The organism is Bradyrhizobium genosp. SA-3 (assembly GCF_004212635.1).
GTDB lineage: Bacteria > Pseudomonadota > Alphaproteobacteria > Rhizobiales > Xanthobacteraceae > Bradyrhizobium.
The window spans coordinates 1-21,458 of record NZ_PSRT01000100.1 but is presented as its reverse complement, the minus strand read 5'-3'; the positions used below and the strand labels follow the sequence as shown (position 1 = coordinate 21,458).

The following is a 21,458-nucleotide window of genomic DNA, read 5'->3' as shown; positions in this document are numbered from 1 at the left end:
CCGGCCAGATCGCTCGCCAATTAAACCGGGCGAAGGGTATTGGATCATTGGTCTTGATAAGAATAACGATGTTGCGGTGTTAGCGGCTGCTCGGCTCTATGATCTTTCGGCTAGCAACCTCGCAGAACACCTTCAGTCGCTGAAGGCATTCTACGCCGAACCGTCCGTACATGCACATCCTGAGGACCATTGTACTTGCTCAGCGCCAAGCGCGAGAAAGATAACCGGAAAAGTAGCTTATCACGGAGATTATTGGGTCCGGAGAGACTATAGAGGAAAGGGGCTGTCGAAGATCACATCACCAATCATGCACGCCATGTCTTTCGCTTTGTGGGGCCCTGACTTCTTATGCGGACTCACAGGGCGTTGGTCACTAGATAAGGGGCTCATTGCACAATACGGATATACACATTATGAACCAGGGGGATCGATATTGCAGCTGATGGACGAAAACATTATTGACGACGATTGGCTTTTTTGGCGAACTGGCGATGAGTTGAGGAAAGAGTTCTCTCAGCCTGAGAGAATCGAGCTAATAGTCGCCCCTTCTGTTTCGCCCTCACGATCGTGCGTTACTTAGCCTTCGCGCGCAAAAAGTCGGCCCCGATCGGCCACAACATCGGCCAGCTATACGACGAGGGCACACCGTCTGATGGCTTGAGTCTCCGGCGGGAGGTGGCGTCAAGCGGCGAGTTCAGGTTTTCTGGAATGCTCAGCGCGCAAACTGGCATAGGGCTCGTCGATGCGAGCGGCGGGCCAGAGGTGACAAACTTCGTCGCACGTAAGTGCGATCGACGTCCGCTAGCTTGGAGGTCTCGAGCAGCGAGACGATGCTGGCCAAGTTCTCCACTCCGTGCTCGTAGCCGTAGAAGAGTGGGCTATAGCGATTAAGCACCATAGGATGGATACCGCACTCGGCGATGTCTTGATCGAGCTGAATGCGGCCATCGGTCGGGCTGAGCTGAAGGCGTCGGTGCGCCGCCGAAAGACGGCCCAAGCTCAGGTGCTGAAGTTCCGGATCGTCCTGGCCTCTGCGGAAGGCAGCCAGAACCAGCAGGTGGCGGTGAAGCTTGGTGTGGTGCCGTCGGCAAGTAGCGTCGGCGCTTTGCGCCCCACTGGAGCTCGCGCGGCATGGCGAAGGAAAGCGGACATCGGTCTTAACCGTGCAGCGCATCTGGCGAACCCTCGGTTTTCAGCCGCATCCGATGAAGACGTTCAAGCTCTCGACCGACCCGGGTTTCGTGGCCAAGGTGCGCGATGTCGTCAGCCTATATGTCTCCCCGCCCCAGCATGCCATCCTCCTTTGTGTGAATTTACGATGAAGTGAGCTCGCACCGGGTTCTCAAGTATAGCTCTGAAAAGCAAGCTTGTTTGCGAGCAGCCGGAAACGTAAGACGAGAACAATCGAGCGGACGGTCGTCCCGACTGATAATCCAATCCAGATTCCAATGGCTCCAAGGTCCATCTTGAAACCCAGAATATAGCAAAACGGAAAGCCGATCAGCCAATAGGCGATGACATCCAACAGAAGCGGCACCCGCGTGTCCCTAATGCCGCGCAGGCCGCCAGCCGCAATGCTTCCCACGGCGTCCGTGATAAACAAGGTGGCACTGACCAAAAGCAGCTCTACAGCGAGCCCGATGGTCGTATCGGGATCGCCGGCCGATTCGCCAAGAAATAACGCGACGATCGCAAAACGCGCAGGTATCACCGCAAGACTTAAAATCGTGGCGATGACCATACCGAGCATGATCGCAGTCAGGCCTGCTCGCTTTACGCCGACGCCATCGTTGCGGCCGACAGCCTGACTCACGCGTACGGTCGCCGCCGTGCTGATGCCGAAAGAAATCATGAACAGGATCGCTGCAACCTGAAGCACAATCTGAAAAGCGGCAAGTGCATTGATGCCAATCCATCCTGACAGGAGCGCCGCGGCCGATATCATTCCGTATCCGATTAAGGAGGCGATTGAGATCGGCGTTCCCGTCACGATCAATTGCCGGAACAAGAGCCAATCAAACCGCCAAAATTGCGCAAGCACCTGGTACTCACGAAAGGGGCGCCGTGTAGTAAACCACAAACCGGCTAAAAACGTTCCACAGTTCACTAGAGACGTTGCAAGACCAGCCCCAAACAGCTCGAGCCGGGGCAAACCAAGTTTGCCATAAATTAGCAAGTATGCGAGCAGGGCGTTGACCGGGATGGCGGCGAGCGTAATCCATAATATCGGTTCGGGCCGTTTGACCGCGCCCATGAAGTTACGTAGAGCCAGGAAAGATAGCGCCGGCGCCACGCCCCAGGACAACCCAAACAGATACTGCTGAGCTAGCCACGCCAGGTCCGGTTCCTGATCGAAAGCGAACAGAAGTTGCTCTCCCCGAAGCGCAAAGGCAATGACTGGCAATGACAGCATCAGCGCCACCCAGAGTCCCATGCGCAGCGAGCGCCGCACTAACGCAAGATTATCTGCCCCGAACGCCTGCGCCGTCAACATTGTGATCGGCGCTACCAAGCCAGCGCCGAAAGTAAAGCTAACTAGATAGACCCTGCCGGCCAGTGCTGTCGCGGCGAGCGCCTCATCACCCATCTGTCCAATGAACGCGACATCTGTCATCATCATCGCGATCTGCCCAAGCTGGACTAGAACCATGGGCAACGCAAGCTTAACGGTCTCGCTGAGCTCGACAGCGAGCTGATGGCGCCCCGTCCGTCTGATCGTTCGGCTATGCGAAGCCGACGCCGACTTTGTTTCGACTTTGTTGTCCATTGCAATCATTGCCTTTCTGCCGCCGACAAATGATCTGTTGCTTCCCTGGCGGGTTCTCGTTTCCGATCTGCGCCTGGGATCTAGCTGAAGTTCGCAAGACAAAGCGCACCGCCGGCTGGACCTGCTCTGGCTTGACCGGCTCTGTTCGGCTTTCGCGCGGCGAGCTCAGATCTACGCTGCAATCCGCAAGCACGCTGAAACAGTCGACGTTTTCGTACAGCGAGCGAGCGTCAAGCTCCGCACAAGGAGGCATATCTCAGGACGAAGCAGAAGACAGTGCGTGCTACAACGGCGTTTTCCTTGAGCAATTCTGGAATGGATATCATCTCTGCTTCAAGCTTCATGCCAACTGCAGGCGTGCTAGCACTCAGCGCTATTTTGCTTCAGCGATCGTGTCCCAGGCCCGAATAGCAGTTCGCAAATCCGACAACGGCGCAAGTCTTGTCATCTGTCTCAGAAGCGGCCGCTGCAAGCGCGGCCATTGAGCCAATTTTGGAGGGCCACGGAAGCAAGAATGCCGCCCCGGTGGCCAAATATTGCGAGAGGCGATGATCCGATATTTCACCTGCGCGTGCTGCTGATCACCGCTCTCTACAATGCAGGCCCTAATCCTGACTGCCGTACACAACCTGTCGGTCTGTGGACCTATAGACGAAGTTGGGACGTGCCTCCTCCATCCCAAGTAGGAACGTATGCCTCTGCTATGACGCTCACCTCGACCTTTGTCTCGCGACACATTTGAGATGCCCCTAGCGGCCGCCGATCGTGAACGAAGCGTCAACACACGCAAAAGCTCAGCAAACCGGCTAACGAAACAAATCAAGTTATGCTGCAGTCAACTAGCAAGGATGGTGATTTATGTAGCTGGGAGACGTGTTAACGAGCATGCCATGATCAATTGCCGCCGGACTTCAATATGCAACATACCTCGCCGACGGTTGATGGTGTGATGTCACCTGCAGAGATGCTCGCCGGCCTCAGGTCTCCACAATCCGTGAGCTCTCCGTATGGGCATAAGGAAGATCTCGGGCTGCAGCGCCACGCGTGAAAGCTTCAGAAGTCCATGGATTGGGTCTGTGGATGGCCGGTCTGCCGGCAATTGTAAGCCCATAGAGTCTCGCTAAAGCGGCAATGTGGGGGAATCAGGATCTCGTCGTCGTACACGGCGCTCGACGACCATTCTTTCGAGCGCCGTGGCGGTAATAGAACGAACTGTACGGAGGCAGTCATGAGACTGACGAGCGAACTGTTTCGAGGTGCGGCCCCCTATTACGCGCGGTACATGATACCGTTTCCAGAGGATTTCTTCCGATCATTGGTTCGTGTTTGCAGACTCTCCGACAGCAGTCGTGCGCTCGACCTTGGCGCTGGCACGGGGCAGATCGGCATTCCCTTGGCGCGTTCAATTGCGAATGTGCTTTCAGTCGACCCAAGCGAGGAAATGATCAGAGAAGGAAAGCGCGCAGCAGAGCGCCTCGGCGTCAAGAACATCGAGTTTTTGGTCTCGAGATCTGAAGATCTGGACGAGCCAAAATCGTCATTTGATATCGCAGCAATTGCGAATTCGTTCCAGTACATGGATCGAGGAATCGTCTTGGCAAAATTAGCCAAAATACTCAAACCGGATGGCTGTGTTGCGATCATCAGCCGCAAGCTGAAAGAGTCAGAACCTCGAGAATGGTATGATGCCATGCTGTGTGACATCAAGGAGTTCTGGGGAGGCAGGTTTCCGACAGGCCCCGAGGCCTTTGGGCCTGTGCAAACTGTCTCTAGTCGAGAAGTTCTTTGCGATTCCGATTTCAGGGAACTCACAAAACTTCGCCACTATTACGAGCACGAGTGGAATATAGATCATCTTCTTGGCTACCTTTACGCGACGTCGGTGGCTGCGCCAGGCACCCTCGGACCGCGCTTTGACGAGTTTACGACACGTATTCGTCGATTGTTACTCTCGTATTCGCCATCTGGAGTGTTTATGGAGCGAGGTCACATCACTACCTTGCTCGGATATAGACCTTAAGCGCAGGCAGCTCATTCGTTGCAAAGCACGCCTTGGCCTGAATAATGATCGTGTTGACGAAGCCGTTGAGGTCAAAGGACGTTCACAAAGCAACTGTGCTTGTATGAAGACATCGTCACGGACCAGTGCGCAATCCGCCAGCGGGCTCAACGCTTTAAGTGAGATAACGGAGAAATGTGTACCGACAGCACATCGCCTCCCGGACGCCGCGCTACGACTCCCGGCGTGGCGCTCGGTGGCTGATCATGCGTAGACCGCTGGTGCCTCTAGGCGCCATTTGTTGGAGCGGGTTGAATTTCTGCTGGGAAGTCCAGGATTTGAGGATGTGTTCGTGTGAGACTGTCGGGGTGTGCGCCTCACTCTCCCCCATAACGATCCGCTGGAAATGCGACGTTCTGGAATGAGTGATCACGATGGCCTGGAATTGGTGAACGCAATCGTCTGGAACGCGCACTCCAGGAGAGGAGAGCGAGGATGACTGCACAGGTGAGACGAATGGCTGAACGAACCCGACTGCCCACCGGCCCGGCAGTCCTCCCATCCATGCGGTGTGTACGACCCATCTGAGCTGGTAGTTGCCGATCCGATGGAGCCAATGGTTTAATTTGCTTACCCCGGAGCCCCAACCGACGCGGCCGCTGCTCCCTAACTAATAAGCGGCAGCAGGACGGGTCAGTATCGGCAGAAAGCACGAGGAGGTCACGGTGTTTCCCGTTGCGCATGAACTGTCAGCGCCGGCATCCGGCGCGAAGGGACTCTACAAAATTGGGGAGATTCCGCCGATCGGACACGTTCCGGAACGTATGTACGCGTGGGCCATACGCCGAGACCGCCACGGGCCACCGGAAACATCGATGTTGGTCGAAGTGGTTCCGACCTGGCCCATTGCGGAAGACCAGGTACTAGTTTTCGTGGCCGCAGGCGGCCTCAACTACAACGGAATTTGGGCCGCGCTCGGTAAGCCGCTCTCGCCGTTCGACGTGCACAATGTGCCTTACCACATTGCCGGCTCGGATGCGGCCGGTGTTGTCTGGGCCGTAGGCGCCAAGGTCCGGCATTGGAACATCGGCGATGAGGTCATCGTCCACTGCAACCAAGACGACGGCGACGACGAAGAGTGCAATGGCGGCGAGCCCCTGCTCTCGCATTCCCAGCGAATCTGGGGATACGAGACCCCCGACGGCTCGTTCGCCCAGTTCTGCCGTGTGCAGTCCCGACAACTCTTGCCAAAACCGGAGCACCTGACCTGGGAGGAGGCAGCCTCCTACACGCTAACCCTGGCCACAGCCTACCGTATGCTGTTCGGGCACGCGCCGCACATTATCAAGCCCGGCGATCACGTGCTGGTGTGGGGGGCCTCTGGCGGGCTGGGGGTGTTTGGAGTTCAGCTTGCGGTCGCTGCCGGCGCCAATGCAATTGGTGTCGTGTCGGACGCCAGTAAGACCGCGTACGTGATGGCTCTCGGCGCCAAAGGCGTCATTAACCGCAGCGACTTCGACTGCTGGGGGGCCATGCCCGCAGTAAGCTCGCCTCAGTATGTCACCTGGATCATGGAGGCTCGGCGCTTCGGCAAGGCTATCTGGGATTTCACCGGAAAGCGCGATGTGGATATCGTGTTCGAACATCCAGGTGAGCAGACATTCCCAGTCTCCACCCTGATCGTTAAGCGCGGCGGAATGGTGGTCTTCTGCGGGGGTACCACGGGTTTCAATATTACGTTCGATGCTCGCTATGTCTGGATGCGCCAGAAACGAATCCAGGGTTCGCACTTCGCGAATCTAAAGCAGGCCAGCACGGCGAACCGGCTTGTGCTCGAGCGTCGGATAGCCCCCTGCATGAGCGAGGTCTTTTCGTGGGACGAGATCGCCTCGGCCCACACTAAAATGTGGAAGAATCAGCATAAGCCGGGCAACGCAGCCGTGCTGGTAAATGCGCCGCGCGCCGGTCTGCGCAATTTCGAAGACATGGTCACGGCGGCCGGGACATAACGAGCAGCTCTTCTTGACGGCCGACGATGCGGTGCTGCAATCCAGGGGTGGATGCTAATCTACTGATGTTGTTCGCGACCGCATCTTTCTCTTGAGCGATGCTCATCCTTGGCTTTAATTGGGAATACCTGCTCAATCGGCTTGAACTCGGGCGAGTAGAGGGATAATCGCACATCTCGGCAGCGGCGATGACCTGATGGTCGGCTGTTTTGCGGCCGGAGAGATTTGTGACGATGCATCTGGCTTGAGGAAGAACGAGCTCCTGCTTCCTAATGCCGAAGCTTCACCACGAATCGGACCGGGAACACGTAGGGTTCGAGCTGTTGCGGCGCAGTCCCTCTGCGAAAAATCAGGTCCGCTGTGGCCGTGTGGCCTCGCCCACTAGCTCTTTAGTTGACCTCCGCGCACGGATGATACCGACTCCGATCGATTTGTGGTCGAGGTGGCCTGCTAATTGGTTTGTCCAAACGTGCCTTGTGCGTCCGCCGATACTCACACGCGCATAGGCGCCCCCATCTATTCTCGAGAAAAGTCGAGTGCTCCCAAAACTGGACGCTGAGTCGTTTCGGCATCAAGTGAGGTCAAGGCTCCGACAACACTCATAATCTGGTCTCACTCTCGCGTACCCTCGTCCGCCTCAGGCATGACTAGAGTCTTGAAGATGCTATTAGACTAAGGCGATTTCTCAGGCGACCTGATGCATGAAGTTCGGAGGGCGCAGGAGTTATAGCGCGACAATCTGGCCGGGAGACCGTATCCATCGTGATTGGCGAGCGGCGAGCAGCCAACTGAGCCAATCATTGGTCGGGCTTAGGCTAAGTTGAATGCAGTAGAAGGAAATGGTTATAGTTAAGGCAGTTTTTAACATTAACGACCGGGCCTAATCGTGACCTACAGCAATCTTGACGCGAAGATTGGCGAACGCATTCGAAGCCACCGAAAGAGAATCGGGCTAAGTCAGAAGGAACTCGCGAGTCGCTTGGATATTGTATTTCAGCAATTGCAGAAGCACGAGAATGGCACAAGTAGAGTGCCGGCCAGTCGGCTGTACGAAATTGCCCGGGTACTGAACACACCCATTTCGTATTTCTTCGACGAACGCGAATCGCACAGACGGGTGTCGCCACTCTCCGATATTTCAGCAGCAATCGGCGCTCGGAAAGGCAAATTGGCAAACCAAGTGCTTGAGCTTGTCACGGCTTTCATAAGGATCAAGGATGAGGATGCTCGAGCCGATATTGTTTCGTTAGTGCTAAGACTATCAAAATCGAGCGTGAGACGGTAGGTGGAGTGGCACACAGCACCAACACGCGTTGTGCCCTAGCACTACCTGGAGATTTGTCGGTTTGCTTTTCTGTGATCGTGAGCTCGACTTTTATAGGTCCGACCATCGGGAACATGCTTCGGGAATGGGGAAGTGCTTGTCGTCACCCGACGTCTCAAATACGCCTGCCGAGCCTGCGAAGATGGCGTCCTGCAGGCCGAAGGCTCCGGCCCGGCTGATCGAGGCCGGACTGACGACGGATGCGCCCGTCGCTCAGTTTCACCTTCCGCGGTATTGGGGTCGTGGAGTTGCTGGAGGGGGCCTGCAAGGAAGTGGGATTCCCGGCAACGATTCGCGTCGATCAAGGCAGCGAGTTCGTGTCGTGTGATCTTGACCTGTGGGCCTGCTAGCTGGGCGTCACACTCGACTTCTCACGGCCCGGCAAGCCGACCGACAACGCGTTGATCGAGGCCTTCAACGGCCGCTTCCGGGCCGAATGCCTCAGCGCCCACTGGTTGCTGTCCTTGCGGACGCCCAGAAAAAGTGGAGACTTGGCGCAGATATTACAACGAAGAACGGCCCTATGGGGCGATCGGCAATCGACCGCCGATTTGGCTGCACAACCACGTCGGCGCAACCAGCCCGGCAACGTGATAGAGGCGCAAAACTCTAGTTCTGGGTGGTCCAAAGTTCGGTCTCGCTACAAAATCTCCAAGACTCTAACCGCTCCTTGATGAAAGTTCGGTGGCGGGTCATCTGGGAAAACTATCTCGCCAAACCGCCCGGCGCGACAGACCTGTGCATATTTTTGGCTATTATCACGGCGAACAGGCGCTATCAGCTTATAGACGGACTCGGGCTTGACTACTTCGACGGGCGATCCTGACAAGGTCTGCATCATCACGCGCTGATGGCCATCTTCGCTCATGCCACCAGCAACATCGGCTCGCAACAGGAGGTGCGGAAAAAAGATCAACTGTTTTGTGTGTGGACCCAAATCGAGGCGCTGGACCGCAGCCAGCCGATGCTGCCGATGCGTCCCGGCCAGCTAGCCCGAAGGAGCCATGACTACAAAGGCATGGCACCACAACACTGTTCGCCTCAGGGTCGACATCACTTCGTTCATCGACCGACATTCTTGCTTCGATCAAGCGCTTCTGCCGTTACAATGCCCCCGGCACAACACGACGCGAACTTCTGGTTCAGGGCAGGGCCTAGTGCCCCAGCACGCGGTTAAAGTGTTCTTGCACTGCCCCGCTCGCAAATCCAGCAACATGTGCTTCCTTCGCGTCCGTCGCGATATCCCGCAGACCTGCGACAAAGCGCTGATTCACCGTCTCCTTGGTTCGCCGAAAAGTGATATCCGGAAATTCACTGAGAACCTGAGCTCGCGCGATGGCCGCTTCTACAACATTTCCTGAATCAACTACTTCGTGGAGCAATTTATGGTCCACCGCCCATGAAACCGGAACAGCCTCGCACCCATAAATAATATCAGACATCGCGGCGCGCCCGACGAAGCTCTCAAGCATGTAGCCTCCGATTGTACACGCAATCCCGTACTTGACTTCCCACATGAGGAGCTTGGTTTCGGGAGATCCGACGCGCCAATCACAACATAGAGCGACCTGAAAGCCGAGGCCAACGGCGTACCCGCCGACTGCAGCAACCGTCGGCTTCGTCACATTGAGTATCGTACAGTAGAAGTCAATTAACCTGCCGATATGCTTCTCCACCGCTGCGCGTCCGGAAAGTTGAGCCACCTCGTTAAAGTCACCACCGGTGCAAAACGACCGATCATTTCCTCCTGTCAACACTAAGGCCCGTATAGCAGGATTCTCTTCTGTCTCTCTGCATATGGAGCGAACGGCGTTCTCGAGTTCCAGACTCATCGGGTTATGAGCGTTCGCATGATTGAACCGGGCGACGAGAACTGCGCCTAGAGATTCTGTTTCGAGAACTGCCATGACTGCTCCAATTCTGCGCTCGATCTGCGACGTCACACGTCCCGCTCCGATGCCGGGACTATAGCGATGTACAACTATTTAGAGAATTAGTCAATCGAATGAACACTCATTATGAGAATTGTCGCATGAAACGGCCGCGCCGCTTTGTTTTGCGTAGGTCTCATCATGGTCGGTTCGGGAATGTCAATATTCGAGGCCCTAGGCATCACGAAATGACGATGTCGAACTTTTGGATCTTCGTTGGACCACCGAATGGTCCCTACAATGGGGTTCGTGCGGCGTGCAATTCTCGATGTCCTCATCACCGACCGAAAGTCGGCTCATGGGTGGTTCGAAATTCTGTCGAAAGGTTTGCAACGAACCTTTTTAGGCCATGGCAGTCCGCAAGGAAGGAGGCTTCCCTCGGATCCTTCGAAAAAAGCGGCTTCTGCGGCAAATCAGGAGGGCGCAATACACGTATCCTGCGAACAGCATAACACCTATTATTAGAATTTCATCCTTGTTTTGGGCCCGGAAATAGAGGACAATGGATGCGTTCGAGCGTGCGACAGTGCGGGTTTAGAGCCAATTTGGAGTTGATCTTGATCGTGCTCATAAAGTCGTTCGCAGTCGAAACGACGATTGCCTACTCACGGGAGATGCGCATGGCAGTACTTAACACTTGCACAAGCGGCGGCGTTCTGGTCGCGCAACTCAATCGCGAAAAGGCCGTTAATCCGCTTAACCGGGAGCTAGAACAAAGCATAAAGGAGACTTGTCTCTCCGCCCAGGACGACGCGGCGGTGAAGGCGATCGTTTTTACAGGGGGAGTGCACCGCTCCTTCTGCGCTGGTGATGATCTAAGTGAGGCAAGCGAACTTAAAACCCTTGCCGATGTCGAGGAGTTCATAGACCGTATCATAGCGCTTTATGTCGCGATTCTAAGCGTAGCAAAACCAACTGTCGCAGGAATAGATGGATATGCCATAGGCGCGGGGTTCGAGATGGCGCTTTGTTGCGATTGGCGAGTGGGGACAGAAGCAACGAAAGTTATCGGCTGGGAGCTCAAGCATGGTCTGGCTTGCCCAATCGCCGCATACATGATCGAGAAGTCGCTTGGACGCGCGGCCATGTCAGACATCATCTACGGCTGCGAGGTTATGCCGGTGGACTGGGGCACAGAACGCAAGTTTTTCAATGAGATTGCCGAGCCGGAGGATATCGTTGAACGGGCTGTTTCGCGTGCTGCTATCCTTGGCGCCTATCCCGAAGTTGCTTATAGGCGAACGAAGGAGTCCCTGAATCGTTCCTTCATTGGAGGGCTAAACGAGGTCGCGTCTGTCGCTAAGGAGAGTCATGCAGAGGGGTTCCTTAGCAACTCCGCCCAGGCCCATTTTGCACGAGTTCTGAAACGGTAACCGTGTGCAGGGTACGCATCCGGCCGTAGGCCGCAGGATTATTCGGGCGGCCAGGGCTTGAGCCAAGTCGGATTTTCTTTGTGCATCCAGACGAGCTCGATCAGGTTTTCGATACCGAGGTAGGTGAAGGCCCGAACCCCGTGTTCTCCGACCCCATAGAAGCAGATCATTACGGTCCTCGATCTCCATTTCGATGGCAATGTCGCGCAGCAAGGTCATCGTCTTTACCGAGGTCCTTGCAACCTGGGTGATGGTGGTGACGTGATGAACCTGTTGACGTGCGTAGTCATGCGCGCTTGCGCGGAGAACGCTGGTGCCGACGTCCAATTCCGGGGACGAAGCTCGTCCAGCCGGTGAACTGGGTGGGCGGCGATGCGGCAAGGTCGTTCGTGAGCCAGGCCTGTGGATCGACGCCATTTATTTTTGCCGTGATGATATACATGGAAGCCGCGCGCCGTCCGCCGCGATCAGATCCGCAGAACAGCCAAGATTTTCGTCCAAGAGCTCTGCCTCTTAGGCCTCTCTCGGCGACGTTGTTGGGAGGCCACAACCGTCCGTCCTCAAGAAACGGCGTAAAACTAGGCGACCGTTTCAGGATGTAGTTGACCGCCTTGGCCCAGTCGTGTCCACGGGAGAGCTTGGCGAGGTGCTCCTGCATGAAGATCGTCGACCCCGCTCAGCGCCGGCCGCACCCATGGGCGTTCTCGGCGCTCTTGCCATTGATGGAGCGCTCGATCTCGAACAGCGCATCGATCCGCCGCACGAGCTCGACCGCGATGGGCGAGAGCGGGATCTCCTTCTTGCCGGTGGCCTTGCGACGCGCATTCTCTTCGATATCGGCCATGGCGAAGAATGGGCGCCGCGCATGGATCCAACACGCCGCTTCCCGGATCGGTCCAGGGTGGCGTCCCGCCAGATAAAGCTGGTTATACCCGTCATAGGCGTCGGCCTGCAGGATGCCGGCATACCCCGCCAGATGCGCCTGGGGATGCTCGCCCCTACGGTCGCGGGAGTAGTAGAGCATCGCCGCCGGCGGCCCGGCGCCGCCAAACGGCCGATCGTCCCGGGCGTAGATCCAGCACCGTGCCGTATCGGTCTTGCCCTTGGCGAGCACCGGCACGGTCCTATCAACGGCATGCAGGCGCAGCAGAGGCTCCGGCGACGCACTGTACGGCGTCCGCCATGGTGGGGATCGCGATCGGTACGCCTTCCAGGGCGCAGCGCTCAGCCTGGCGATTTAAAGGCTGATGTTGGCCAACTTCTCGAACATGATCATGGCGAACAGGCTTGGGCCTGCCCATCCCCGTGCGACGGCATGAAATGGCGCCGTGGCCTGGCTGATCTCCTCGCAGTCGCGGGCAGGAGAACTTCTCCCGCACCGTCTCAATCGCCTTCCACTGGCGCGGTACCAATTCCAGTGTCTTCGTCACGTCCTCGCCGAGCTTGCGCAGACGATTGCCGCCACAGCACTCGCAAGCTGTCGGTGGCTCGATCACCACTCGTTCGCGCGGCAAATGCCCAGCGAACTTCTCGCGTTCGCAGCGCTCGCCGGTGAATCCCCGCACCGTCGTCGGCCATCTGCGCAAATACCGCGCCGTCCAACGCCGAAGCCAGATGACATGGCCTTTCCCGCCCGGGATCGCATCCTGGCCGTCCGGGGGTCTGGACCCGGCGAGGAAGAAGAATGCTATGCAAGGGATTTATGCCTTCGTTGGACGTACAAGGAGACAATTTCTGTCGCGGTAGCTGACGCTGGACGAGCGGGTTCGGTATGTCCGCACGATCAAGAACGATTCGACGGCAATCGGCAAACTCGCTCGGAGTCTGGCGCTCGACATGGTGTCGTCGAGTTCGTCTACGAGGCTGGATGATGCGGCTACAACGTTCAGCGTCGGCTCTCGGCAATGGGGATGATCTGCAGAGTGTGCATCCCGTCGCTGACGCCAAGAAAGTCGGGCGAGCGGATCAAGAACGGCCGGCGCGACGCTATCGTTTTGGCTCGTCTGCATCGGGCCGGTGAGCTCACCGATGTCTGCGCACCGGACGCGCTTCATGAAGCACTACGGGACCTGGTACGGCGCGAGTGACAAGGTCATACGAGATGAACTTCCCTCGGTCCAGGCGCTCGGCATAGAGCGACATGCCCAACCCATCATGCCAAAGAATCTTGACAGATGGCCGCTGCGGCCCCGGAAGATGTAGAGATCGTCGGTATGGGGATCGCGCTTCAGGCTCTCCTGAACCGTAAGAGCCAGGCAGCATGCCGCGGCGCATATCGGTGTGGCCGGTCCCGATGCTGAGCCTGACGCCGATCGGAATCGCAATCATCGTCGTCGCAAGAGATGGAGAACCTGCTGCCGCGCCTCAATGTGCAAGTCACGGTCGACGCGAACACGACAGCCGCCGCCAAGCTCAATCTCGATGATTCCACCCCTTACACACTGCGCAAGTGGTGCAGAGCTGGTTGTGGCGCGTCGCTCGAGATCGGAGCCGCCACTGGTGTGATCTCGACGGGAACGAGAGCTGGTACCGCCCGGTCGCGCTGGCGCGCTTGTCGACGCCAGATGAACAGCAGGTTATGAGCCACTCCGTGCCGGCGTGCCACCCCGCAGACCGTCTCGCCGGGCCGCAAGGTCACTTCGACAAGGCGCACCTTCTCGCCGTAACTCCATCGCCGCCGACGCTCGGCGCCCAACACATTGATCTGCATTCCCCTCGTGACCTTAAAGCTAGACTTAAGGTCAAATCCTCAGCCCGCCTCGCAAACTACACAAAGCAGCCCTTGCCGGAGAGATACTGTGCAGGCGCTCAGACCCTTCTTTATTGATGGCGCGGCTAATTGAAGAGGCGAACCGTGTTCGTAAACGATACCTGCTAGAAAAGCCGATCGCGGGTAGGCTACGCTTCCAATAATCGCAGGCCTTTTCAAAAGGATACGGCACGTCGAAGTTCATGACGCCTGCGACAGGGCGAATGTCTGTACCGGACGAGAGTTGCCCAATCCTGTTGATGGGCAAGAACCGCGTCTCAGTTCTTCGCGACGCGCTTTCGACGGAGCGGCACTTCTCCCATTTAGCTAGGCCGTCGGCTCCGGAGTGCTGCACCCGCGCGGACGGAATTCCAAGTTACGAGCGAGGTCAACGACAATCGCTTCCAAGAGGATGGCTGATGTATCAAGATTCAGTTCTGCTATCTCAGTCTCGGCATAGCGAAGCAGGTTGAGAATACTCCGGAGCTGCTTTTGCCGCTTGAAATCGAAAACATGCCGATGGCTTTCCGCCGCTAGCTTGCTTGCTGGCGGGATTTGCCGATTTCGCAACTCGCCACCCGTTTTTTGCCTAGAATGGTCGAGAAATTCAAAGCGAGTATCGTCCATCACGCCGCAGTCCAAGGAAATTAGGGAGATTGGAATATTTTTCGTCATGGGATTCCGAAGAAGGCATCGACAGGCCTTTAATACTTTTCCGATTGGGGGGGACGCAATGACGATGAGGACTGGCTGACATTCGACGGCCAAAGATAGAGTACGTTCGAATTCAGCTGCAATAACATGAATCCCTATTCTTTTGATGACTTGCAACTCATGAAGGCGATGTGCTGCGCCTATTAGTAACGTCACTGGCATGTGGTCTTCGCTCGATCTCAGCCCCATTTCGCAGTCTTCGGCACCCAAAATTACGGCCTGTCGTTGAGCTGCTCAACTGTACCCCTAGTGAAGAATGCAACCAAATCGACGCCAGCGCCACCTACCGATTCTGAAAGGCTGTGCGGACTGCTGTCGTGTTGCACATTCCTCAATCATCTCTCTTAAGATCAACAGGTGGGGAAGGGCGCCTGTCACTGCTCTTTTATTCAGCCCGTTGCGCTTGCCGTCGCTGAGCGCCCTACAATCAAGTCTTGGCGCTCCGCCATTCCAGAAACATCTTACATCACTACGTCAGTTGATCGTCACGGCGATCCATACTTGATCAGCGATTGGATTATCCTCTTGCGAGCCGATTACGTCAGCGGTTCAACGGTCGTGGATAGGAAATAGCATGGAGATTGGTCCACCGGTCGCAATCACGTTTACGGCCGATCGAGCAAACTGTCAGTGCTGGTAGGTGCGCGGATCTTACGCCTAGTTCAATGTGTTGCTTGAAGCTTGGTATGCATGCGTACCTCGCTGGGTTCATTGGAGACAGGTCATTATACAGTCAACAATATCAAGTTAGCCTCTGCTCACTCATAGGGCGCGTCACGGTGCTAAGTATTTCAGGATGGAGCGGTCGCGGACGCGTCTGCTGGTGCTAAATGGGATCTCGTGTAAATGATCGGTGCTGCAGAAATGGTCAGAACACTGGTGCGCGCGAGTTAGTTTCTCAATCTAAGTATAGATCACTGTCCCGCCTCTGCGGCGCTGATGAGTCATTGACGACTCGGCCGATGCGTCAGCCGACCGCGGTTCTCGCGGTTCACCCAATTGCACGTCCCTGAGCCACGTACTGGAGCGCAGCAGTATGCCAAGACAGTTTGCGGACACCTCAAACTTCGGGCGCTCGCAGCTTGGCAATCCGGCGGCAGCAATTCTCCGGCCCTTTCACGAAATGGACGATGACCATGCCAGCGCAATCTGAAGCGATCTGTGACAGGTATTCCGCCTGGCACCTTCTCAAGGAGGCCATTAGGGGCAATAGAGGTTGGAAACAAGTGTGGCGCAAGCCCGAGCCGAAAGCTCGCTACGACGTAGTCATTATCGGCGGCGGCGGCCACGGCCTGGCGACGGCATACTACCTTGCCAGCGTGCACGGAATCAACAATGTCGCCGTGGTGGAGAAGGGGCCAATCGGGCTTGGCAACGGCGGGCGCAACACCTGCATCGTCCGCTCGAATTACCTGCTGCCCAGCAACACCAGCTTTTACGAGTGCTCCCTGAAGCTGTGGGAGGGCCTGGAACGGGATCTGAACTACAACGTAATGATGAGCCAGCGCGGTCAACTGAGCCTGTTTCATTCGGACACGCAGCACGACGACGCTGTACGTCGCGGTAACTCGATGCGGATGCAAGGCGTCGACGCCGTGCTCCTTGACCGGGAGGGCGCGCACGCCATGGTGCCCTTTGTGGAAATGGACAACCCGATGTTCCCGGTCTTCGGCGGCCTGCTTCAGCCGCGTGGTGGAACGGCGCGGCACGATGCCGTCATCTGGGCGTTCGCCCGCGCGGCTGACCGGCGCGGCGTCGATATCCTTGAGCATTGTGAAGTGACTGCAATCCGCCGCGATGGCGGCCGAGTCGTCGGTGTTGAGACCTCGCGCGGTTTCATTGGAGCCCTCAAGGTCGGCATCGCGGTGGCTGGCAACACCTCTTGCGTCGCCGGCATGGCTGGACTGCACTTGCCCGTCGAGACGCATCTCCTCCAGGGCTTTGTCTCGGAGGCAATCAAGCCACTGATCAACTGCGTCATCAGTTTCGGCGCAGGCCATTTCTACATCAGTCAGTCCGACAAGGGCGGCTTAGTGTTCGGTGGCGATCTCGACGGCTACAACTCCTATTCGCAACGCGGGAACTTGCCGTTAGTTGAGCATTTGATGAGCGCCGTCGTTTCCATGATTCCAGCTTTGAGCCGTCTGCGCGTGTTGCGGCAATGGGCAGGCATCATGGACATGACCATGGACGGCTCGCCCTTTATTTGTCGGACATGTATCGATGGGCTCTACCTGAATGGTGGCTGGTGTTACGGCGGCTTCAAGGCGACACCCGGCTCCGGCTGGTGCTTTGCTTACACGATTGCCAAGGATGAGCCTCATCCTTTCAATGCCGACCTGACGATTGATCGTTTCCGCGAGGGCCGAATGCTCGACGAGCGCGGGGCTGGCCCCAATCCTTGGGCGCAGTAGGACGACGATGCTCCTTATCCCTTGTCCATACTGTGGCGCGCGTCCCCAAGATGAATTTCATTATCGGGGCGACGCGACTGTGACGCGCCCGGCGCCTGATGCCGGTCAGCAGGCCTTCTACGATTTCGTTTACACCCGGGCCAATCCACGTGCTTGGCACGTTGAGTGGTGGCACCATTACGCGGGCTGTCGGCAATGGATGAAGGTAGAACGCAACACTCTCACGCATGAAATTCGGGCGAGCGTCGGGGCAGCCGAGGACATACAGCAGGTCTCCACATGAGCCATCGTCTGCTACAGGGCGGGCATATCGATCGCAGCAAACGCCTGACGTTCCAATTCGACGGTCGGCGCTTCTTCGGTCATCCTGGCGATACGCTGGCCTCAGCGCTAATCGCCTGCGGCATCCGAATGGTCGGCCGCAGCTTCAAGTACCACCGCCCCCGCGGGATCATGACGGCGGGACCCGACGAGCCGAGCGGGCTGGTGGAGCTGCGCGAGGGTAGCCGTACCGAGCCCAACACCAAGATGACGGAGGTCGAGCTTTATGAGGGGCTACGGGCGAGGAGCCAGAACCGCTGGCCTTCCCTGAAAGTCGATCTGATGGCCGTCAACGCTCTTGCAGCGAACATGATTTCGGCAGGGTTCTATTACAAGACGTTCATGTGGCCGGCTTCGTTCTGGGAAAAGCTGTACGAGCCGCTGATCCGTCGGGCCGCTGGTCTCGGACGTGCCACCGTGCTGCCGGATCCCGACCGCTATGAAGCTGTGCATGTACATTGCGACGTGCTCGTCGTCGGCTCCGGGGCGGCGGGGCTCGCAGGCGCTCGCGTCGCTGGCGAGGCCGGTGCCCGTGTGATTCTGTGCGAACGTGATTTCCTGCTTGGCGGCGGCCTGCTGCTCGATCCGGCCCAGGAGGTCTGGCGCAAGAAAATGATCGAGGCGCTTGAGGCAATGCCAAACGTGCAGATCCTGCCGCGCACCAATATTTTCGGGTATTATGATCACAACCTGCTAGGCGGTTTGGAGCAGGTCGGCGATCATCTTGCCGAGCCGCGACCGCACCACGTCCGGCAACGGTACCGCACCTTTCGTGCGAGGCAGGTCGTGCTAGCGACCGGCGCGAGCGAGCGTTTGATTGCATTTCCTGGCAACGATCGACCCGGCGTGATGATGGCAGGTGCGGCGTTGACCTATGTCCGCCGCTTCGGTGTCGCCCCAGGAAACCGGGCCGTCGTGTTCACGAACAACGACAGCGCCTACGCGACAGCGCTTGCGCTTGCCGAGGCGGGCTTCGATCGAGTCGTGCTAGCCGATTTCCGGCGTGTAAACAGATTGGGCAGGGGACTGCAAGCGCCGCGTATCGACTTCCGCTTTGGAATCGAGGTAAGCGCCTTTTGTAAAGGCGGCGTCACGCTCCGGAAGCGGAGTGGCTGTGGCGTGGACACTATCGCGGCAGATCTGCTCTGTATCTCCGGTGGCTGGAACCCGAATGTACATCTTGCGAGCCAGTCCGGCGCTAGGCTGAGCTGGAATGCGGAGCTTGCGAGCTTCGTGCCGGGCGCGCCGGTGCAGGCCGAGCATTCGGCTGGCGCGGCGCGGGGGACGGTAGGAATCGGCGAGGCGGCCCGCGACGGCCTAGCCGCTGGCCGGGCGGCGGCCAATATCTCGGGCTTCGGTGGCAGCGACATTGATTTCCCATTACCTGCCCTGGAAGGGCCCAGTGCACCGGTCGAGCCGCTATGGGAAGTCAGGCATTCGGGCAAATCCTTCGTCGACCTGCAACATGATGTGACAGCAGACGATATTCGCCTCGCCCACCGTGAAGGCTTCAGCCACATTGAACACATGAAGCGCTACACAACGCACAACATGGCGACCGATCAGGGCAAGCTAGGCGGCCTTGTAGGCGCTGCGATCCTCGCGGACGCGCGCGGCGAGGCGATAAAGAAAGTCGGATTGTCAACTTTACGGCCTTACACCGAGCCGGTTGCGATCGGTGCGCTTGCCGGAGGCGCGACAGGCCAACGGTTTCAGCCGAGCCGTCGCACAGCGCTGCATAACTGGCACCTGCATAACAGTGCAGTAATGCAGCCGACTGGAGAATGGCTGCGGCCATTCTATTACCCCAAACTTGGCGAGGCCGGTTGGGCACCGGTCCTGCGCGAGGCACGCGCGGTGCGCCAAAGTGTTGGCATCTGTGACGTATCCACGCTCGGCAAAATCGACCTGCAGGGCCCAGACGCCGCCGCGTTCCTGGACAGGCTCTACATCAATTCCTTCTCGACACTAGCCGTCAGGAAATGCCGTTATGGCGTGATGCTGCGCGAGGATGGTATGGCCTTTGACGATGGCACGATATCAAGACTTCACGAAGATCACTTCCTGGTCACCACAACCACGGCCAACGCGGCGCCCGTGCTAGAACACATGGAGTTCCACGCTCAGGCCGTCTGGCAGGAGCTCGATGTGCAGCTCTGTTCCGTCAGCGATCAGTGGGCGCAAATCGCGGTAGCCGGTCCCCGCAGCCGGGCGACCCTGGTCAAGGTAATCGAGGGGCTCGATCTTTCGAACGAAGCTTTTCCATTCCTGTCGGTCGGCGAGGGCCAGCTGGCGGGTGTACCAGTCCGGCTTTTTCGGATCAGCTTTTCGGGCGAACTCGCGTATGAAATCGCAGTGCCGTCGGGCCATAGCGAGATGGTTTGGCGAGCAATATTAGCTGCCGGGCACGAGTTTGGCATCGCTCCTTACGGCTTAGAGGCAATGAACCTGATGCGGATTGAGAAGGGCCATATCGCGGGCCCTGAATTGAACGGCCAGACGACGGTCGCCGATCTCGGTTTAGACCGCATGATGAAGAAGAAGGGCGATTTCGTCGGGCGCGTGCTAAGCGCTCGCCCGGCGCTCACCGATCCTGGCAGGCCGCGGCTGGTTGGGATCCGACCCGTCGAACGCGGTCAGCGCCTGCGCGGCGGAGCTCATCTCGTCTCGAATTCTGGCTCGCGGAGGAGCCTGGGCTGGGTTACGAGTGTCACTCAGTCTATTGAGCTTGGCCAGTGGATAGGTCTGGCCATGCTTGAATGTGGCGACCAGATGAGAGCTAACACCGTCTGCGCAGTTTCCCCTCTGCACGACGAAGAAATCGAGGTATTTGTCTCCGCTCCCCATCACGTTGATCCCGAGAATATCCGTGTCCGCAGCTGACCGTAATTCTCGTCTCGCCGGACAGACGAGGCTAGCTCATGATAGACTGAGTACTGCGGACATCATTACTATAACGGAGCGCCCAGCAACGGTGGTGCAGCTGACATCGCGACGGGGCCGACAGCCAGCGCTTGCCAGCTTAGTCGGGCGAAGGCTTCACCTAAACCTGCCGCAGCCAAATTATTCAGTCAATGATGGAACTCATACGCTAATTTGGATTCAGCCACTTGGATGGTTGCTTTTGGCGCCGGCTGAGGACAGCACTGCTCTTTCGGCCGAGCTGAAGTCGGCGCTCGTCGGGATCGCTGCCGTGGTCGACCAAAGCCATGGCAAATGCATCCTGCATGTGTCCGGGCTCCGCGCCCGGGAGGTTCTGGCCCGATGCTGCCGACTCGACTTCCATCCACGATGCTTTGGTGTCGATTGTTGCGCAATGACGCTGGTCTCTCATGTCCCCTGCGTGGTGCTGCAGGCCGATTCGACGCCGTCTTTCGATCTGATCGTCGCCTCCACTTCCGCGAAGTGGCTGCTCGATGAACTGAAGGAAGCTTCACGTGGCTTCGGTTCGCGTTTCATGCCCGCAAATGCAGTGGCACCGAGGCTTGCTCCTCCATGAGCGGGTGACTCGCTCGTGCTCGTTCCACTCGTTCGGACAATACCGCTAATAACCGCTGTTGCTGAAGCATCATCGTTTTATTGAGATCGCTTTCAGGTCGACCGTACGGTCGTGCATTCTATTGTGAAGGTAAGGCGTCGGAGGGCAACGGCTAAGTGCGCGAGACGGCAAAGGTTGCCGTAAACCGATTCAATTCAGGGACCGGCCAGCGGATCTCACGAAGGGGATCATAGTGGCATCCGGCGACTGACCAAGCAACCCGCAAGGAAGCTGGACGGCTTGGTGCGCAGAGACGGCGACCAGCGCAAGTTCATTTAAACTAGTCTATCTGAATAAGATGGCACAGAAGCGCGCAGGA

Annotated in this window: 14 protein-coding genes and 4 pseudogenes; 12 read left to right on the top strand and 6 right to left on the bottom strand. The window is 57.6% G+C overall.

Annotation, left to right across the window (positions count from 1 at the left end):
* Nucleotides 1-901 precede the first annotated feature (901 nt).
* A complete protein-coding gene (locus tag CWO91_RS29295; RefSeq protein WP_130218533.1) occupies nt 902-1,327 on the top strand; it encodes a hypothetical protein in 426 nt (141 codons plus the stop codon).
* A gap of 15 nt (nt 1,328-1,342) precedes the next feature.
* Here the strand turns inward: CWO91_RS29295 and CWO91_RS29290 are convergent, their stop codons facing one another.
* Nucleotides 1,343-2,767, bottom strand: coding sequence for an MATE family efflux transporter (locus tag CWO91_RS29290; protein WP_130218531.1), 1,425 nt, complete (start codon nt 2,765-2,767; stop codon nt 1,343-1,345).
* Between the two features lie 1,228 nt (nt 2,768-3,995).
* Here CWO91_RS29290 and CWO91_RS29285 point away from each other — a divergent pair.
* The 5 genes and pseudogenes from CWO91_RS29285 to CWO91_RS29265 form a co-directional block, all read left to right on the top strand.
* Complete coding sequence (locus CWO91_RS29285) at nt 3,996-4,787, top strand: class I SAM-dependent methyltransferase (protein WP_130218529.1); 792 nt, start codon at nt 3,996-3,998, stop codon at nt 4,785-4,787.
* A gap of 704 nt (nt 4,788-5,491) precedes the next feature.
* Nucleotides 5,492-6,775: a crotonyl-CoA carboxylase/reductase gene (gene ccrA / locus CWO91_RS29280; protein WP_245471415.1), complete on the top strand. Its 1,284-nt coding sequence runs from the start codon at nt 5,492-5,494 to the stop codon at nt 6,773-6,775.
* 886 nt (nt 6,776-7,661) lie between these two features.
* Entirely contained in the window at nt 7,662-8,060 is a 399-nt protein-coding gene (locus tag CWO91_RS29275) for a helix-turn-helix domain-containing protein (protein WP_165405786.1), read from the top strand.
* Nucleotides 8,061-8,320: 260 nt separating this feature from the next.
* A pseudogene (locus CWO91_RS29270) lies at nt 8,321-8,693 on the top strand (integrase core domain-containing protein); the annotation flags it as partial.
* A 337-nt stretch (nt 8,694-9,030) separates the two neighbouring features.
* Nucleotides 9,031-9,143: pseudogene (locus CWO91_RS29265) on the top strand (IS630 family transposase); the annotation flags it as partial.
* A gap of 110 nt (nt 9,144-9,253) precedes the next feature.
* Here CWO91_RS29265 and CWO91_RS29260 read toward each other — a convergent pair.
* Entirely contained in the window at nt 9,254-10,006 is a 753-nt protein-coding gene (locus CWO91_RS29260) for an enoyl-CoA hydratase/isomerase family protein (protein ID WP_130218525.1), read from the bottom strand.
* 587 nt (nt 10,007-10,593) lie between these two features.
* Here CWO91_RS29260 and CWO91_RS29255 point away from each other — a divergent pair.
* Entirely contained in the window at nt 10,594-11,403 is an 810-nt protein-coding gene (locus CWO91_RS29255) for an enoyl-CoA hydratase/isomerase family protein (protein ID WP_245471419.1), read from the top strand.
* A 224-nt stretch (nt 11,404-11,627) separates the two neighbouring features.
* Here the strand turns inward: CWO91_RS29255 and tnpC are convergent.
* Nucleotides 11,628-12,974, bottom strand: a pseudogene (gene tnpC, locus CWO91_RS29245) (IS66 family transposase); the annotation flags it as partial.
* Between the two features lie 159 nt (nt 12,975-13,133).
* Here tnpC and CWO91_RS45550 point away from each other — a divergent pair.
* Nucleotides 13,134-13,481: pseudogene (locus tag CWO91_RS45550) on the top strand (IS110 family transposase); the annotation flags it as partial.
* Here the strand turns inward: CWO91_RS45550 and tnpB are convergent.
* The 3 genes from tnpB to CWO91_RS29230 all read right to left on the bottom strand — a co-directional run bounded on the left by tnpB (nt 13,426) and on the right by CWO91_RS29230 (nt 14,827).
* A complete protein-coding gene (gene tnpB / locus CWO91_RS45545) occupies nt 13,426-13,731 on the bottom strand; it encodes an IS66 family insertion sequence element accessory protein TnpB (protein WP_130218521.1) in 306 nt (101 codons plus the stop codon). The pseudogene CWO91_RS45550 and the gene tnpB overlap by 56 nt on opposite strands.
* Before the next feature lie 106 nt (nt 13,732-13,837).
* Nucleotides 13,838-14,113: a transposase gene (locus CWO91_RS45110; RefSeq protein WP_130218519.1), complete on the bottom strand. Its 276-nt coding sequence runs from the start codon at nt 14,111-14,113 to the stop codon at nt 13,838-13,840.
* A 366-nt stretch (nt 14,114-14,479) separates the two neighbouring features.
* Nucleotides 14,480-14,827 (bottom strand): hypothetical protein, encoded by a 348-nt coding sequence (locus CWO91_RS29230; protein ID WP_130218517.1) that lies wholly within the window; start codon nt 14,825-14,827, stop codon nt 14,480-14,482.
* A gap of 1,175 nt (nt 14,828-16,002) precedes the next feature.
* Between CWO91_RS29230 and CWO91_RS29225 the strand changes: the two genes are divergently transcribed.
* Genes CWO91_RS29225 through CWO91_RS29210 form a run of 4 tightly spaced genes read left to right on the top strand, consistent with a single transcriptional unit; the run spans nt 16,003 to nt 21,100 of the window.
* The gene (locus CWO91_RS29225) at nt 16,003-17,280 is read left to right on the top strand and encodes a sarcosine oxidase subunit beta family protein (protein WP_130218543.1); all 1,278 of its coding nucleotides are present in this window, start codon (nt 16,003-16,005) and stop codon (nt 17,278-17,280) included.
* A 7-nt stretch (nt 17,281-17,287) separates the two neighbouring features.
* On the top strand, nt 17,288-17,563 hold the full coding sequence (locus CWO91_RS29220; protein WP_130218515.1) for a sarcosine oxidase subunit delta: 276 nt from the start codon (nt 17,288-17,290) through the stop codon (nt 17,561-17,563).
* A complete protein-coding gene (locus CWO91_RS29215) occupies nt 17,560-20,484 on the top strand; it encodes a sarcosine oxidase subunit alpha family protein (protein WP_130218513.1) in 2,925 nt (974 codons plus the stop codon). Before CWO91_RS29220 ends, CWO91_RS29215 begins: the two co-directional genes overlap by 4 nt.
* Nucleotides 20,471-21,100 (top strand): sarcosine oxidase subunit gamma, encoded by a 630-nt coding sequence (locus CWO91_RS29210; protein WP_349643599.1) that lies wholly within the window; start codon nt 20,471-20,473, stop codon nt 21,098-21,100. Before CWO91_RS29215 ends, CWO91_RS29210 begins: the two co-directional genes overlap by 14 nt.
* Nucleotides 21,101-21,458: the final 358 nt, after the last annotated feature.